Source organism: Pseudomonas batumici (assembly GCF_036585405.1).
GTDB lineage: Bacteria > Pseudomonadota > Gammaproteobacteria > Pseudomonadales > Pseudomonadaceae > Aquipseudomonas > Aquipseudomonas batumici.
The window spans coordinates 3,360,138-3,374,814 of record NZ_CP144470.1 but is presented as its reverse complement, the minus strand read 5'-3'; the positions used below and the strand labels follow the sequence as shown (position 1 = coordinate 3,374,814).

Genomic DNA, 14,677 nt, shown 5'->3' with positions numbered 1-14,677 from the left:
TGAGGTTTTTGTAATGGCTGAACGTCTGAGTAACGACTTCCAGTTCATCGATGTCGGGCGCAAGGATCCGAAGAAGAAACTGTTGCGTCAGCGCAAGAAAGAGTTCGTGGAGATCTACGAACCCTTCAAACCCCAGCAGTCGGCCGACCAGGCCCATCGCTGCCTGGGTTGCGGTAACCCGTACTGCGAATGGAAATGCCCAGTCCACAACTTCATCCCCAACTGGCTGAAGCTGGTGGCCGAGGGCAATATCCTTGCCGCCGCCGAGCTGTCCCACCAGACCAACACCCTGCCGGAAGTCTGCGGCCGGGTGTGCCCGCAGGACCGCCTGTGCGAGGGTGCCTGCACCCTCAACGACGGTTTCGGCGCGGTGACCATCGGTTCGGTGGAGAAGTACATCACCGACACCGCGTTCGCCATGGGCTGGCGTCCGGACATGTCCAAGGTCAAGCCGACCGGCAAGCGTGTCGCGATCATCGGCGCGGGTCCGGCGGGCCTGGGCTGTGCCGACGTGCTGGTGCGCGGCGGGGTGACCCCGGTGGTGTTCGACAAGAACCCGGAAATCGGCGGCCTGCTGACCTTCGGTATCCCCGAGTTCAAGCTGGAAAAGACCGTGCTGAGCAATCGGCGTGAAGTCTTCGGCGGCATGGGCATCGAGTTCCGCCTCAACACCGAGGTGGGCAAGGACGTGAGCATGGAGCAGCTGCTCGCCGAATACGATGCCGTGTTCATGGGCATGGGCACCTACACCTACATGAAGGGCGGCTTTGCCGGCGAGGACCTGCCGGGGGTGTATGACGCCCTGGATTTCCTGATCGCCAACGTCAACCGCAACCTGGGCTTTGAAAAGTCGCCGGAAGATTTCGTCGACATGAAGGGCAAGAAGGTCGTGGTACTCGGTGGTGGCGACACGGCGATGGACTGCAACCGCACTTCGATCCGCCAGGGCGCCAAGTCGGTGACCTGTGCCTATCGGCGTGACGAGGCGAACATGCCCGGCTCGCGCAAAGAGGTGAAGAACGCCAAGGAAGAGGGCGTGAAATTCCTCTACAACCGCCAGCCGATCGCGATTGTCGGTGAAGACAAGGTCGAAGGTGTGAAGGTGGTCGAGACCCGTCTCGGCGAGCCGGATGCCCGCGGCCGTCGCAGCCCCGAGCCGATCCCGGGCTCCGAGGAGATCATCCCGGCCGACGCCGTGGTCATCGCCTTCGGTTTCCGTCCGAGCCCGGCGCCGTGGTTCGAGCAGTTCAGCATCCAGACCGACAGCCAGGGCCGTGTGGTGGCTCCGGAGCAGGGCCAGTTCAAGCACCAGACCAGCAATCCGAAGATTTTTGCCGGTGGCGACATGGTGCGCGGTTCCGACCTGGTGGTGACGGCGATCTTCGAGGGGCGTAATGCCGCCGAGGGGATCCTCGACTACCTCGGCGTCTGACTCGCCTCGACATTACCGCGACAAATTGACCCGATAGACAAAAGGCACGGCTCTCGCCGTGCCTTTTGCGTCGCGCTCTGAGAAAATGCCCGCACTTTTTTTCCGGATGCCGACATGACTGCCCTGAAGAACGACCGTTTCCTTCGCGCCCTGCTCAAGCAACCCGTAGACGTCACTCCCGTGTGGATGATGCGTCAGGCCGGCCGCTACCTGCCGGAATACCGCGCCAGTCGCGCCAAGGCCGGCGACTTCATGAGCCTGTGCATGAACCCGTCGTTCGCCTGCGAAGTCACCCTGCAGCCGCTGGACCGCTACCCGGGCCTCGACGCCGCGATCCTGTTCTCCGACATCCTGACCATCCCCGATGCCATGGGCCAGGGCCTGTATTTCGAAACGGGTGAAGGTCCGCGCTTCAAGAAAGTCATCAGCACCCTGGCCGATATCGAGGCCCTGCCGATCCCTGATCCGCAGAAGGACCTGGGCTATGTCATGGACGCGGTCAGCACCATTCGCCGCGAACTCAATGGCCGCGTGCCCTTGATCGGCTTCTCCGGCAGCCCCTGGACCCTGGCCACCTACATGGTCGAGGGCGGCTCGTCGAAAGATTTCCGCAAGACCAAGGCCATGCTCTACGACAATCCCCAGGCGCTGCACCTGTTGCTGGACAAGCTGGCGCAGTCGGTCACGTCCTACCTCAACGGTCAGATCCGCGCCGGTGCCCAGGCCGTGCAGATCTTCGACACCTGGGGCGGCAACCTGTCGGCGGCGGCCTACCAGGAGTTCTCCCTGGCCTATATGCGCAAGATCGTCAGCGGCCTGATCCGCGAGCACGAAGGGCGCAAGGTCCCGGTGATCCTGTTCACCAAGAACGGTGGCCTGTGGCTGGAAAGCATCGCCGAGGCCGGGGCCGACGCCCTGGGCCTGGACTGGACCTGCGACCTGGGCGAGGCCCGTCGTCGTGTCGGCCACCAGGTCGCCTTGCAGGGCAACATGGACCCCACCGTGCTCTATGCCAAGCCCGAGGCAATCCGGGCTGAAGTGGCGCGGATTCTCGCCAGTTACGGCGAAGGTTCCGGCCATGTGTTCAACCTGGGCCACGGCATCACGCCGGAAGTCGACCCGGAACATGCCGGTGCGTTTATCAACGCCGTGCACGAGTTTTCCGCGCAGTACCATCGCTGATTCCTCTCCCGCGTCCTCAATGACCCCGCCTCGGCGGGGTTTTTGCGTTTAGCCCTGCGCGTTTTTCCTTTTCTTGATGCTACTGGCTCATGGGTCGCGACATATTCGGTTCGCCGTCCGGATAACTGCCGGGTTATAGACGCGTCCGTAAAGCCTTCCTTTATGGACTGTCGGAGTATTCTTTTTCTGAACGTTAATACGGAGACATTTGTTCGAGGTCTTTAGAGATTGTTGTGTTTAGTTACAAAATTATAGGAAAAATTCGGGTGCTTGCCTGAATGAATGAAGTGCAGAGCAGTCGCGCGTCTTCACAAGATTTTTCCTACATATAAAAAAATGCAAGTTCGTACAATGCGTGCTCTGAAGTTGAAAGTCGTGGGAGTGAGCACTCGGCCCCTCCATTTCTGATTGTCGAGATTCCTTGGAAATAACCCTGGGTAGGTGCGGGCCTTTGTTCGAAGGGGAGGGTGCCCTTTTGAAAAAAATTGATAGGGCGCGGAACTTTCACGGTTGATCTCTGTGGTCAGGATGGCTGCGTGGATCGATTGAACACCGATGGAAGCAGTAAAAGGGGCAGTTCATCTTGGAGGGATGGCTTGCAACCCAATAAATAGGATAAGTCTGGAGTTGAATCGAATGAAAAGAAAGATGTCGGCACTCGGCAAGGCGTCGGGGTGTGTCTCTTCCCTGGCGGTGATCGCGACCTTGGTCGCCTCGCAGCAGGTTGCCGCGCACGGTTACCTGAACGATCCGCCGTCCCGGGCTTTTGCTTGCCAGAAGGGCTTGAACAAGGATTGCGGTGGTGCGCAGTACGAGCCGCACAGCGTCGGTGAAACCGCCAAGGGCTTCCCGGCTACCGGGGTGGCTGATGGCAAGATTGCCAGTGGTGGAATAACCCTGTTTGCCGCCATGGATGTGCAGTCGGCCAGCCGCTGGTACAAGACCGAAATCACTGATCGTACGATCAACTTTGACTGGTACTACAAGGCCAGTCACCCGGCAACCAAGTATGAGTATTTCATTACCCAAAACGGCTGGAACGCCAACCAGCCGCTGACACGTGCTTCGTTCGACCTGACGCCGTTCTGCTTTGTGGATGCGGGCGGTCGACAGCCCATCGACAAACCTCAGGGTAGTGAAGGGCCGGCTCGTGAGAAACATGAGTGCCAGATTCCCGCCGACAAGAGCGGGAATCACGTGATCCTTGGCGTTTGGACCGTGCATGACACCGGCAGTGCGTTCCACAACGTGGTCGATGTCAACATCGTGGCCGAGGAACAGGCACCGGATGGCTGGAAAACCGTCGGTAACATCACCCCGACCCAGACCCTGCTGGCCGGTGACAAGGTCAAGGCCCGCGCCATGACCGGCGAGGGTGAAAGTGCCGAGTACAGTACTGAAATCACCATCGCCGACAACGAGGACGGCAAGCCGGAGAACTGGTCGTTCAAGCTGGCTGAGCAAATCAACCGGAGCCAGACGCTGGTCCGTGCCGGTGTCCGTGGCGAAGACGGTGCCATCGAACCGATCAAGGGCGTGAACAAGCTGTTCGCCAAGGCTGAAAGCGGTGTGAATCGCTATGAGCTCGATGTGCTGATGCAGGAAGACGTCGATGCGAGCATGCGGATTTCCGCCATCGCTACCAATCTCGAACTCAAGGAAGGACGCTTGGCGATGCCTTTCCCGGTGCTCACGAACCGGAAAATGAAGGTCGAGGCCACGGTCTTCGATGCGGCCAACAATCCGGTAGGCGTTATGACGCAGTTGGTGGAGGCTGGTAGCACCTGGCTGAACGTGGACGTGAGCAGCGAGCCGGGTACCCATGAACTCAAGCTGGTCGGCGTGACTGAAGACGGTCGCACCACCCGTCAGGACCTTGCATCCGTGGAGCTTGGCGGTGAGGGTGGCAGCCAGGATTACGACTTCCTCTATCCGCAGGGCATCGAAAGCTATCAGTCCGGGACCAAGGTCTTGTCCGAGGACGGTAACGTCTACGAATGCAAGCCGTTCCCCGCAGAAGGCTGGTGCAAGATCAACAGCCACCACTATGTGCCCGGTGTCGGCCCGAACTGGTCGGATGCCTGGATCGCTAAGTAACAACCCGTGACAAGCGCCGGACTGCTGGGCAGTCCGGCGTATTCTGTTTATCGGCTATTTTTTTGTGGTTGTTATTGCCGGATTTTAGGTGAGCGCCAATTGTTTTACTCTAAAGCACAAATTTTTCTTCACTGGTTATCCGCCGCCATTATTTTATGGGCGTTGATCAGTGGCTTTTATGTTGCTTTATTTGACACTTCCTTGGTGCTCAAGGAAACCGTCGATTTTTTTAATGTTTCAATCACGGCAGCGTTTATTCCATTTTTTGTGGTCAGGGTTTTTCTTTCTTTTTTTCGGGGAAAGCAGACTGACCGAACGCTTGCGCAGTGGACGGCTTTTTGGGTGCATAAGGTTATTTATCTGGTGACCGGCATCGTATTGGCAACCGGCGTCATGATGATGGATCGAGCCATCAATCTATTTGGCCTTTTCTTGATACCCGCACCCGCTGAAAGTGCCGGAATCGTCGCTGTTTTCAAAAAAATCCACGATGTTTCCTGCGTTGTTCTGGCGGTCCTGGTGGTTTTGCATATTGGCGCAGTTATCCGTCATGAAGTTTCCGGTCATCGAATACTCAGGCGGATGCTGTGGTGAGTGCGCGAGTCCTCAAGGACCGAATGGGTGTCCTGGGCCTGGCGTTATGTGCATTGCCGCTGGGTTATGCCGCGCTGTCGTTGTGGGGCGAGCGGGGCTTCCGTCAGGCATTGCCGACGTTACCCACGCAGCAGGCCAGTAGCCGATCCGCGCCTGCCGAACGTGCGCCGCTCAATCACGCCGCTGTTGCCACGGTGATGGGGCTGGCGGCCCAGGGGACTTTGGCCCGCAGTGCCGAACCCTTGAAGCTACAGGCCAGCTTTGTTTCCAGCGCGGGCGACTCCCGTGCCTTGCTGGCGGGGGCCGAGGGCCAGCGGATCTACCGGGTGGGGGAAAGCCTGCCGGGTGGCAGTGTCCTGCGGCGGATCGAGATCGGCCGAGTGCTGCTCTGGCGCAATGGCCGCGAGGAGCTGTTGTCGCTGGAGTCGCCGGGCCGTACCACCTTGCAGGCGATCAAGAGCAGCGCCCCTGGCGCCTCAGCCCCAGCTTCTTCCCTTTATCTTCGACCGACCGCCACGAAGCGTCAGAGTGAGTAAATGAACAGATCCTTCGAACCCGGTCGGCGCTGCCTGAGGCTCTTGAGCCTGATCGTCATCCTCATGCTGCCCTCGGGTGTACTGGCCGATGAGCCGCAATGGCAACTGGCGATGAACGATGCCGAGTTGCGCGATGTGGTGCGGGAAATGTCCTCGATTCTTGGCACCACGGTGGTGCTCGACCCCAGGGTGCAAGGGCGGATTACCGTCCTCTCCGAACAGGCCCTGGACCGCGAGGGGGTACGCCGGCTGTTCTATTCGGTGCTCGACGCCCACAACTTCACGGTGATCGACGAAGGCGACCGCATTCTCATCGCGCCCGTGGCCGATGCCCGCACCCGCGCCAGTAGCGCCGACAGTAGCAGTGCCCAGACCGGCCAATTCGTCACGGAGGTGGTGGCGCTCGGCAGCAGCGTCGCGGCCGATATAGCCGGGTTGGTGCGGCCGCTGGTCTCGGTCAACGGTTATGTCGGCCCGTCTGCCTCGGCCAACGCCCTGGTCATCACCGATAGCGCGGCGAATGTCCGACGGATCGCGAAGATCGTCCGGCAACTGGACCTGGGGCAGAAGAATGCCCATGACGTCATCCAGTTGCGTCACGGGCTGGCGAACGAGTTGGCGCGGATGATGGAGCAATCCCTGGGCCGGCAAGGCGCCGAATCGGGGAGCCAGGTCATCGCCGATTCGCGCAACAACCGCCTGGTGATCATCGGTACCCAGGACGTGCGCAAGCGCCTGGGCGACCTGGCCCGCTCCCTCGACACGCCGGCGGCGGCAGTGACCGACAATGCCCGGGTGATCCGCCTGCGTCACAGCGATGCCAAGCAGCTGGCCGAGGTGCTCGACGCCATGGGCCAGGGGCTCGGCCAGGAAGCCGGCGCTGCCGCCAGCCGCGACGCCGCTTCCGCCAAGGCCGTGGTCAAGGCCGACGAAAGCCAGAACGCGCTGGTGCTGATCGCCGAGCCGAGCCAGGTCCGCACCCTGGAAAACATCGTTCGGCAACTCGACCAGCCGCGTTCGCAGGTGTTGATCCATGCGGCGATCGTCGAGATCTCCGGGGATATCAACGAGGCCCTGGGTGTGCAGTGGGGTAGCACGTCCGGCAGTGTCCAGGGTGGCATCATCTTCGACGGGGCCGGTATTACCCTGCCGAAGTTCAACGGAACCGATGCCAAGCTGCCCGATGGTGCCGTATTGCGCGTCGGTAGTGATCGTTTCGGCATGCTGGTGTCCGCCTTGGCGAGCAACACCCACAACAACGTGCTGTCCACGCCCAGCCTGCTGACCCTGGACAACCAGGAGGCGGAGATCCTGGTGGGGCAGAACGTGCCGTTCCAGAGCGGTTCCTACCAGACGTCCGGCACGGGTAACGACAAGCCCTTCACCACGGTCACGCGCCATGATATCGGGATCAAGCTGAAGATCCGTCCGCATATCAACGAGGGGTCGACCCTGCGCCTGCAGGTCGAGCAGGAAAACTCCGAGCTGACCAAGAGTGCGGAGATTACCAATGACCTGATCACCAACAAGCGCGCCCTGAAGAGCACGATCCTGGCCGACGACGGCGAGATCATCGTGATCGGCGGGCTGATCAAGGACAGCGTCCGTACCCAGGAAAGCGGTGTACCACTGCTGCGCGACATCCCGTACCTGGGGGCCTTGTTCCGCTGGAACAGCGAGAAACACGAAAAAACCAACCTGATGGTGTTCCTGCGTCCGACCATCGTCCGGTCCAAGGAGGATATCTCCGCGGTCAGCGAGAACCGCTACAACGCCCTGCGCCAGCTCAGCCAGCCCGCCGCCGGGAAGAGCAACTCACTGCTGTTGCCGCGCGAGGCCCGGGAGTTGTTCGATGGTCATGACAGCGAGCCGGCGATAGACCTGCGACGGCAGAAGGCCGGGGCGCCATGAAGCCGCGCCTGCCATTCGGGTTTGCCCGCCGCCATGGGGTCTTGCTGGAGCAGCAAGGCGAGGGGGCGTGCCTGTCGATCCGCGCCGACACTCCGTTGAGCGCCGTGTCCGAGGCCCGCCGTCTGATCGCTGGCGAACTGCCGTTGCAACTGCTCGACGAGCCGCTGTTCGCCGCTCGCCTCGCCGCCACCTACAGCGACGGCCATAGCGCGGCGCAGCAGGTGGCCCAGGGCCTGGACGACGAACTCGACCTGATGAGCCTGGCCGATCAACTGCCGCAGACCGCCGACCTGCTGGAGCAGGAGGGGGACGCGCCGATCATCCGCCTGATCAACGCGCTGCTTGGCGAGGCCGTGCGCGAGAAAGCCTCGGATGTGCACCTGGAAACCTTCGAGCACAGCCTGTCGGTACGCATGCGCATCGACGGCCAATTGCGTGAAGTACTCAAGCCGCGGCGCGAGCTGGCGAACCTGCTGGTGTCGCGGATCAAGGTCATGGCCCGGCTGGACATCGCCGAGAAGCGTGTGCCCCAGGATGGACGGATTGCCCTGCGGCTGGCCGGGCACGAAGTCGACGTGCGGGTTTCCACCTTGCCCTCGGCCCACGGCGAACGGGTGGTCCTGCGCCTGCTCGACAAGCAGGCCGGCCGCCTGGACCTGCAGCGCCTGGGCATGCCGGCAGATACCCTGGAGCGTTTCCAGCGCATTCTCGGTAAACCCCACGGGATCTTCCTGGTCACCGGTCCCACCGGATCGGGCAAGACCACCAGCCTGTATGCGGCACTGAGCAGCCTCAACGACCAGACCCGCAATATCCTCACCGTCGAAGATCCCATCGAGTACCACCTGCCGGGCATCGGCCAGACCCCGGTCAATCCCAAGGTCGAGATGACCTTCGCCCGGGGCTTGCGGGCGATCCTGCGGCAGGACCCGGACGTGGTCATGGTCGGTGAGATCCGCGACCGCGAAACTGCCGAGATCGCCGTGCAGGCTTCGCTGACCGGACACCTGGTGCTGTCGACCCTGCACACCAACAGCGCGGTGGGCGCGGTCACGCGGCTGCTGGACATGGGCGTGGATGCCTATCTGCTGGCGTCATCCCTGGTCGGGGTGCTGGCCCAGCGCCTGGTGCGCACCCTGTGCGGCGAGTGCAAGAGTGCCTATGTGGCGGACGCGGCCGCCTGCCAGCGCCTGGGCGTCGAGCCGAGCAAACCGCCGAGGCTGTTCCGGGCCACGGGCTGCGAACACTGCCAGCAAGGCTATCGCGGTCGCATCGGGCTCTACGAACTGATCGGCATCACCCCGGCCCTGGCGAAACTTATCCACAACGGCGCCAGTGAGCCCGAACTGGTTCGTGAAGCCCGCATGGCATCGCGCAGCCTGTTCCAGGACGGTCAGCGGCTGGTTCTCGAAGGCCGTACCAGCCTCGACGAACTGTTGCGCGTCACCCAGGAGGACTGAGGATGCCGGCTTTCGACTATCAGGCCCAGGATGCCAACGGTCGCCGCTGTCGCGGTCAGCAGGAGGCCGATAGTCCGCGTCATGCCCGGCAGTTGTTGCGTGAGCGCGGTCTGTTGCCCATGCAACTGAAAAGCGTCCGTGGCCAGTCGGGCACAGGCACCGGTTCCCATCGCTCCACCCACTTGAAGGCCAGTGAACTGGCGTTGCTGACGCTGCAACTCTCGACCCTGATCCAGGCCGGCTTGCCGTTGGAAGAGGCCTTGCGGGCGGTGGCGGCGCAGAGCGAAAAGCGTCGGGTCAGCAACCTCTTGGCGGCGGTGCGCAGCCGGGTCATGGAAGGGTATGACCTGGCGTCGGCGCTCGCGGGGTTTCCCAAGGCGTTCCCGGACATGTTCCGCGCGAGCATCGCCGCCGGCGAACGCTCCGGGCACCTGGGCCCGGTGCTCGAGCAGCTTGCCGAGTACACCGAGGCCCGCCAGCAGGCCCGGCAGAAGATCCAGCTGGCGCTGGTCTATCCGTTGATCCTGCTGTTCGCCTCGCTGGCTATCGTCGCGGGTCTGCTTGGTTATGTGGTGCCGGATGTGGTGAAGGTCTTTATCAACAACGGCCAGGCCTTGCCCCTGCTGACCCAGGGCCTGATCGCCGTGAGCGAGGCCCTGCAGCGTTACGGCTGGTTGCTGTTGCTCGGGCTGGCGGGGCTGGCCTTGCTCGTGCGTTGGGCGCTGGCCCGCCCCGCCGTGCGCTGGCGCTGGCATGCCTGGCTGCTGCGGGCGCCGCTGATCGGTGGGGTCCTCAAGGCGATGGAAGCCTCGCGTTTCGCCAGCACCCTGGCGCTGCTCGGCAAGAGCGCGGTGCCCCTGGTGGATGCCCTGGAAATCGCCGCGGCGGTGATCGGCAACCTGCCGATTCGCGCCCGCATGGGCGAGGTCGCGCGCTCGGTGCGCGAGGGCGGCACCCTGACCCGTGGCCTGGAGCGCAGCGGCGATATCCCGCCGCTGATGCTGCACATGATCGCCAGCGGCGAACGCGCAGGCGAACTCGACAGCATGCTTGCCCGCGCCGCCGAGCAGCAGGAGAAAACCCTCGCGGCGCGTATCGCGCTGGTGGTGAGCCTGTTCGAGCCGGCGATGCTGGTGATCATGGGGGCCATCGTGCTGTTGATTGTCATGGCGATTCTGTTGCCGATTCTTAGCCTCAACCAACTGGTGAACTGATCTTATGAGAACCTTCGGAACACAACGACAGGGTGGTTTCACCCTGATCGAAATCATGGTCGTGGTGGTGATCATCGGCGTGCTCGGCGCGATGGTGCTGCCGCAGTTCATGAGCCGTCCGGACCAGGCCAAGGTCACCGCGGCCCGCGCCGATATCAAGGCCATCGGCACCGCGCTGGAGATGTACCGGCTCGACAACTTCCAGTATCCCTCGACCCAGCAGGGGCTGGAGGCGCTGGTCAAGCGGCCGCTGGGCGTGCCGGAGCCGAGGAACTGGAACCCCCAGGGCTACTTGAAAAGCCTGCCGGTCGATCCCTGGGGGACGGCTTACCAGTACCTGAGCCCGGGCACCCGCAGCAAGGGCTACGACCTGTACTCCTTCGGCGCCGACGGCGTGTCCGGCGGCGAAGACTTTGCCGCCGATATCGGCAACTGGAGCGATTGATCCATGCCCGGACGTTCGCGTGGTTTCACCCTGCTGGAGTTGCTGGTGTCCATGGTGGTGATCGGCGTGCTGGCCGGCATGATCGCCATCGGCATGAGCCCCAGCCCGGCGCGCCAGGCCCGTCAGGAGGCCGGTGCCCTGGTGCATCTGTTGCAGCAGCTGCGCGAATACGCCGTGGTCAACAGCCAGGAATATGGTTTGCGGATCGGTGCCGAGGGCTATCAGGTGATGGTTTTCGAACGGCCCGACTGGCGGCCGGCGGGGGCGGCCTATCGGCTGCCCGACGGCCTGTATTTTCGCCTGGAGCTTGAAGGTCGCCCGCTGAAACTGGGCGACCGGGTGAACCAGCCGCAGTTGCTGGTACTGAGCAGCGATGAAATGAGCGCCTTCACTCTGCATTACGAATCCGCGCAGCAGCGCTGGGTGAGCGTGTCCGGTGACGGCTTGGGCGATCCGGCCATCGATGAAAGCTGAGTCGGGGTTTACCTTGCTGGAGGTGATGATCGCCCTGGCGATCTTTGCCTTGCTGGCGGCCTCCGTGCTGTCCGCCAGCCAGTTCGTGTTGCAGCAGAGCGGCACGTTGCAGGAGCGCCTGTTCGCCACCTGGCTGGCGGACAATCAGTTGCATGAGCTGCGCCTGAAGGGGTCCCCGAGCCAGGGGCGACAAGCGTTTCGCCAACGCTTCGACCAGCGCGAATGGCGCCTGGAGCAGGTGCTCATGCCGACCTCCGACCCCCGTCTGCTCAAGGTCGAGATCGCGGTGCGACTGGATAACGGTGGGCCGGTGCTGCACCGCACCAGTGCCTGGGTACAGGCCCGGGATGAATAGACAAAGCGGTTTTACCCTGGTCGAACTGGTCATTGCCTTGGCGATTTTCAGCCTGATCGGCCTGGCCAGTTATCGCCTGTACGAAGGGGTGCTGACGACCCAGGCCCGGGTCAGCGCGCATGAGCAGGTACTGCGCAGTCTGCAACGGGCGCTGGCGGTGCTGGAGCGCGATGTCATGCAGGCCACGATCCCGAAGGAGGGGCAGGCCGTGACCCTGGGGGCCGGGCAGTTGAACCTGCAACGTGGCAATGGGCGCAATCCGCTGGATGAGCCCCGCAGCGAGCGCCAGGAGATTGCCTATCGCCTGGAGGAAGGCACTTTGTGGCGCTATCGTCGCAGCCTTGATCTGCCCGAGATTCACAAGCTGCCGGTGCTCAAGGACGTGCGCGCCTTGCGCTGGCGGCTGTATGCGCAAAAGGACGGTTGGCGCAGTGACTGGCCATCGACGCCGGGCCGTTCCGCCGGGCATCCACGGGCGCTGGAAATCACCCTGTCCGCCGGCCGTTTCGAGCAGATCCGCCGCGTGATCCTGCTGCCGGAGGGCGCATGAGCGGTACCGACCAGCGTGGTGTGGCGTTGATCAGCGTACTGATGATCATGACCCTGGCCCTGTTCGTGGTCGGCGGCCTGTTGCGCAGTCACACGCAGGCGTTGCAGAGCAGCGCGCAGCATATGCATCAGGTGCAGCTGCGGCAGTGGGCGATCGCCGCGGAGAGTTGGGCGCGGGAGTTGTTGCAGCCACCTGACCTGCTCGAGGCGAAGACGATCAATCTGGCCCAGCCCTGGGCGCGTCCGGCGCTGCCGTTCGACCTGCCGGGTGTCGAGGTACGGCTCGAGATCGAAGACCTGGCCGCGCGGTTCAACCTGACCCGCCTGCTGCTGCCCGGCAAGGCCGACGAGATCAGCCTTGAACGCTGGGCCCGGCTACTGGAGGCGCTGGAAATCCCCGCGCTCGATCTGGCGCCGCTGCGTGGCACCGAGGTCAGCGACACCAGCCAGTTGCGCCTGTTGCCCGGTGTCGACCAGGACCTTTTGCAACGCCTGCAACCCTTCGTCGCCTTGCTGCCGGCCGAGGCAACGCTGAACGTCAATACCGCCCCGGCAACCCTGCTGGCGATGCTGGAAGGCATGACGGCTGCCGATGCCCGCGCCTTTGTCGCCCAGCGTCCGCTGGAAGGTTATGCCGATGCTCAGGCCTTTACCCGCGCGCCGGGGCTGGATGGGTTGGGCATCGCCAGCCATGGCCTGGGTGTCGACAGCCGCTGGTTCCGGGTCACGGTCGAGGTCAGTGCGGGGGCGGCGCGGCTGCGCTTGGTCAGCGACCTGGAGCGGCCTCGTGACAGCCTCCGTCTGCGCGTCCTGCAACGCCGCTTCCTGGCTCCGACTCAAGGTGAATTCCCGTTATGAGCAACTGGCTTTATCTCACTCCCGAAGGCCTGGCGACGTGCGACGCGACCTGGCCGGTGGGTTGCTGGCAGGCGGGCGGGGAGTTGCGCAGCGTCTCCCTGGCCGAGGCGGCGACGCTCCTGAAGGGGCAAGCCGTAGGGGTGATCCTGCCCATGGAAATCTGCAGCGGGTTGCGCAGCGAGCCCTGGCCCGGTCGACGCAAGCCTACGGTCCAGGCGCTGGCCTATGCCGTCGAAGAGCGGCTGGCCGAGGAGCTGGATGTATTGCATATCGCGGTCGGCGTGGCGGCCAAGGATTCGCGCTATCCGCTGCTGGCGATTCACAAGGAGCGCTTCAAGGCGATCCTGGCGTTGTTGCAGGCCTCGGGGCTGCAGGTGGTCAGCGTCAAGGTGGATGCCGACTTGTTGCCGGATGATCAGGCGTATGGCGTCTGGTGGGCTGGACGATGGTTGTTGGGTGGCGCTATCGAGACCCGGCTGGCGCTGTCGCCCGAGGATCTGGAGATGTTGCGCCCGCGCTTGCCGGAGGCACTGTGCTGGATGGGTGCCGATCGACAGCCCGATATCGCGGCGTTGCTGATGGCGGGGCGCTCGCGGGCCCTGGACTTGCTGCAAGGCGAGTTTCGCCAGGTGCGGGCGCGTTGGCCTTGGGGGGCGCTGGTGGTGTCGGCGCTGGCGCTCTTCGCGGTGTCCTGGGGTTTTACCCTGGCGCGTGCTCACTACCTGGAAAGCGCTGCCGCGCAGTTGTACGAGCAAAGCGTGCAGCGCTTCCAGAGCCTGTATCCCGAGCAGACCCGCATCGTCGACCTGGCGGCCCAGCTCAAGGCCTTGCAGGGCCGGACCGACGAGCCGAGTCGGCAGATGGGCCGCCTGGTGCAGCTGGTCGAACAGGTGGTCGGTGGCAGCAGCGTTGAAGTCCAGCGTATCGAATACCGGGCCGGCACGGGCTGGACGCTGTTGCTGACGGCGGGCAGCTTCGGCGAACTTGAGCGTTTGCGCGAGCGCGGCCAGGGCAGCGGCTTGCCGATCAGGCTGGGCAGTGCCAGCAAGGATCGCGAGCGGGTTCAGGCGGTGCTGATGTTGGAGGAGAAGAACGGATGATCGGGTCACTGGCTTTACCGGCGGCGCTGACGCAGGGGTGGCAGAACCTGGGACCTCGGGATCGACGGATGCTGGTCGGCCTGGGGATTTTCCTGCTGGTGGTGACCTTGTTCAGCGGCCTGTGGCAACCGGCGCAACAGCGTCTGGAACGGGGCGAGCGCGTGTACCAGCAACGTCTGTTGCTGGCGGCTGAGGTTCAGCGCGCCCAGCCCGCGACTCAGCGCTCAACCCCCTCCCGACCGCTGTCGACCCGACTGAGTGAAACGGTGGCGGCGGCGGGGCTGGAATTGCAGCAACTGGACCAGGACGGCCAGTCGCTACGGGTTACCCTCAGCGGTAATGCACTGGCCTTGCTGCAGTGGCTGGACCAGACCGAACAGGCGGGGGCGGTATTGCAGTCGTTGAGCCTGGAGAAGCGCGACTCGTCGTTGCTGGCACAGGTTGCGTGGCGTGCTGATTAAGTGTATCGG

The 14,677-nt window shown here is 63.3% G+C and carries 15 protein-coding genes; all 15 read left to right on the top strand.

The features are described 5' to 3' along the window. Window positions 1-13: 13 nt before the first annotated feature. The 15 genes from NUH87_RS15195 to gspM all read left to right on the top strand — a co-directional run bounded on the left by NUH87_RS15195 (window position 14) and on the right by gspM (window position 14,668). The gene (locus NUH87_RS15195; protein ID WP_338526695.1) at window positions 14-1,432 is read left to right on the top strand and encodes an FAD-dependent oxidoreductase; all 1,419 of its coding nucleotides are present in this window, start codon (window positions 14-16) and stop codon (window positions 1,430-1,432) included. A gap of 114 nt (window positions 1,433-1,546) precedes the next feature. After that, entirely contained in the window at window positions 1,547-2,614 is a 1,068-nt protein-coding gene (hemE, locus tag NUH87_RS15190; RefSeq protein WP_338526694.1) for a uroporphyrinogen decarboxylase, read from the top strand. 636 nt (window positions 2,615-3,250) lie between these two features. After that, a complete protein-coding gene (gene gbpA / locus NUH87_RS15185; protein ID WP_338526692.1) occupies window positions 3,251-4,711 on the top strand; it encodes an N-acetylglucosamine-binding protein GbpA in 1,461 nt (486 codons plus the stop codon). A gap of 6 nt (window positions 4,712-4,717) precedes the next feature. Further along, a complete protein-coding gene (locus tag NUH87_RS15180) occupies window positions 4,718-5,305 on the top strand; it encodes a cytochrome b (protein ID WP_338526690.1) in 588 nt (195 codons plus the stop codon). Further along, a complete protein-coding gene (locus tag NUH87_RS15175) occupies window positions 5,302-5,841 on the top strand; it encodes a type II secretion system protein N (RefSeq protein ID WP_338526689.1) in 540 nt (179 codons plus the stop codon). Before NUH87_RS15180 ends, NUH87_RS15175 begins: the two co-directional genes overlap by 4 nt. Then, window positions 5,842-7,752 carry a type II secretion system secretin GspD gene (gene gspD / locus NUH87_RS15170; protein ID WP_422393920.1) on the top strand — a complete coding sequence of 637 codons (1,911 nt, stop codon included), beginning with the start codon at window positions 5,842-5,844 and terminating at the stop codon, window positions 7,750-7,752. Then, window positions 7,749-9,212 carry a type II secretion system ATPase GspE gene (gene gspE / locus NUH87_RS15165; RefSeq protein ID WP_338526688.1) on the top strand — a complete coding sequence of 488 codons (1,464 nt, stop codon included), beginning with the start codon at window positions 7,749-7,751 and terminating at the stop codon, window positions 9,210-9,212. The genes gspD and gspE overlap by 4 nt, the downstream gene beginning before the upstream one ends. A gap of 2 nt (window positions 9,213-9,214) precedes the next feature. Then, window positions 9,215-10,426, top strand: a complete 1,212-nt coding sequence (gene gspF, locus NUH87_RS15160; RefSeq protein ID WP_338526687.1) for a type II secretion system inner membrane protein GspF — start codon at window positions 9,215-9,217, stop codon at window positions 10,424-10,426. Between the two features lie 4 nt (window positions 10,427-10,430). Further along, window positions 10,431-10,871 (top strand): type II secretion system major pseudopilin GspG, encoded by a 441-nt coding sequence (gene gspG / locus NUH87_RS15155; RefSeq protein WP_338526685.1) that lies wholly within the window; start codon window positions 10,431-10,433, stop codon window positions 10,869-10,871. A gap of 3 nt (window positions 10,872-10,874) precedes the next feature. Next, window positions 10,875-11,345 carry a type II secretion system minor pseudopilin GspH gene (gene gspH, locus NUH87_RS15150; protein WP_040063691.1) on the top strand — a complete coding sequence of 157 codons (471 nt, stop codon included), beginning with the start codon at window positions 10,875-10,877 and terminating at the stop codon, window positions 11,343-11,345. Continuing rightward, window positions 11,335-11,700, top strand: a complete 366-nt coding sequence (gspI, locus tag NUH87_RS15145; protein WP_338526684.1) for a type II secretion system minor pseudopilin GspI — start codon at window positions 11,335-11,337, stop codon at window positions 11,698-11,700. The genes gspH and gspI overlap by 11 nt, the downstream gene beginning before the upstream one ends. Next, window positions 11,693-12,250, top strand: coding sequence for a type II secretion system minor pseudopilin GspJ (gene gspJ, locus NUH87_RS15140; RefSeq protein ID WP_338526683.1), 558 nt, complete (start codon window positions 11,693-11,695; stop codon window positions 12,248-12,250). The genes gspI and gspJ overlap by 8 nt, the downstream gene beginning before the upstream one ends. After that, window positions 12,247-13,107: a type II secretion system protein GspK gene (locus NUH87_RS15135; protein ID WP_338526682.1), complete on the top strand. Its 861-nt coding sequence runs from the start codon at window positions 12,247-12,249 to the stop codon at window positions 13,105-13,107. The genes gspJ and NUH87_RS15135 overlap by 4 nt, the downstream gene beginning before the upstream one ends. Further along, window positions 13,104-14,207 carry a type II secretion system protein GspL gene (gene gspL, locus NUH87_RS15130; protein WP_338526680.1) on the top strand — a complete coding sequence of 368 codons (1,104 nt, stop codon included), beginning with the start codon at window positions 13,104-13,106 and terminating at the stop codon, window positions 14,205-14,207. Before NUH87_RS15135 ends, gspL begins: the two co-directional genes overlap by 4 nt. Continuing rightward, a complete protein-coding gene (gspM, locus tag NUH87_RS15125; protein WP_338526679.1) occupies window positions 14,204-14,668 on the top strand; it encodes a type II secretion system protein GspM in 465 nt (154 codons plus the stop codon). Before gspL ends, gspM begins: the two co-directional genes overlap by 4 nt. Window positions 14,669-14,677: the final 9 nt, after the last annotated feature.

What these genes read in the sequence shown, in the direction of transcription:
- gspM (WP_338526679.1), top strand. Translation starts at nt 14,204, where the DNA reads ATGATCGGGTCACTGGCTTTACCGGCGGCGCTGACGCAGGGGTGGCAG.
- gspG (WP_338526685.1), top strand. Translation starts at nt 10,431, where the DNA reads ATGAGAACCTTCGGAACACAACGACAGGGTGGTTTCACCCTGATCGAA.
- NUH87_RS15135 (WP_338526682.1), top strand. Translation starts at nt 12,247, where the DNA reads ATGAGCGGTACCGACCAGCGTGGTGTGGCGTTGATCAGCGTACTGATG.
- gspF (WP_338526687.1), top strand. Translation starts at nt 9,215, where the DNA reads ATGCCGGCTTTCGACTATCAGGCCCAGGATGCCAACGGTCGCCGCTGT.
- gbpA (WP_338526692.1), top strand. Translation starts at nt 3,251, where the DNA reads ATGAAAAGAAAGATGTCGGCACTCGGCAAGGCGTCGGGGTGTGTCTCT.
- gspJ (WP_338526683.1), top strand. Translation starts at nt 11,693, where the DNA reads ATGAATAGACAAAGCGGTTTTACCCTGGTCGAACTGGTCATTGCCTTG.
- hemE (WP_338526694.1), top strand. Translation starts at nt 1,547, where the DNA reads ATGACTGCCCTGAAGAACGACCGTTTCCTTCGCGCCCTGCTCAAGCAA.
- gspD (WP_422393920.1), top strand. Translation starts at nt 5,842, where the DNA reads ATGAACAGATCCTTCGAACCCGGTCGGCGCTGCCTGAGGCTCTTGAGC.
- gspE (WP_338526688.1), top strand. Translation starts at nt 7,749, where the DNA reads ATGAAGCCGCGCCTGCCATTCGGGTTTGCCCGCCGCCATGGGGTCTTG.
- gspL (WP_338526680.1), top strand. Translation starts at nt 13,104, where the DNA reads ATGAGCAACTGGCTTTATCTCACTCCCGAAGGCCTGGCGACGTGCGAC.
- gspH (WP_040063691.1), top strand. Translation starts at nt 10,875, where the DNA reads ATGCCCGGACGTTCGCGTGGTTTCACCCTGCTGGAGTTGCTGGTGTCC.
- NUH87_RS15195 (WP_338526695.1), top strand. Translation starts at nt 14, where the DNA reads ATGGCTGAACGTCTGAGTAACGACTTCCAGTTCATCGATGTCGGGCGC.
- gspI (WP_338526684.1), top strand. Translation starts at nt 11,335, where the DNA reads ATGAAAGCTGAGTCGGGGTTTACCTTGCTGGAGGTGATGATCGCCCTG.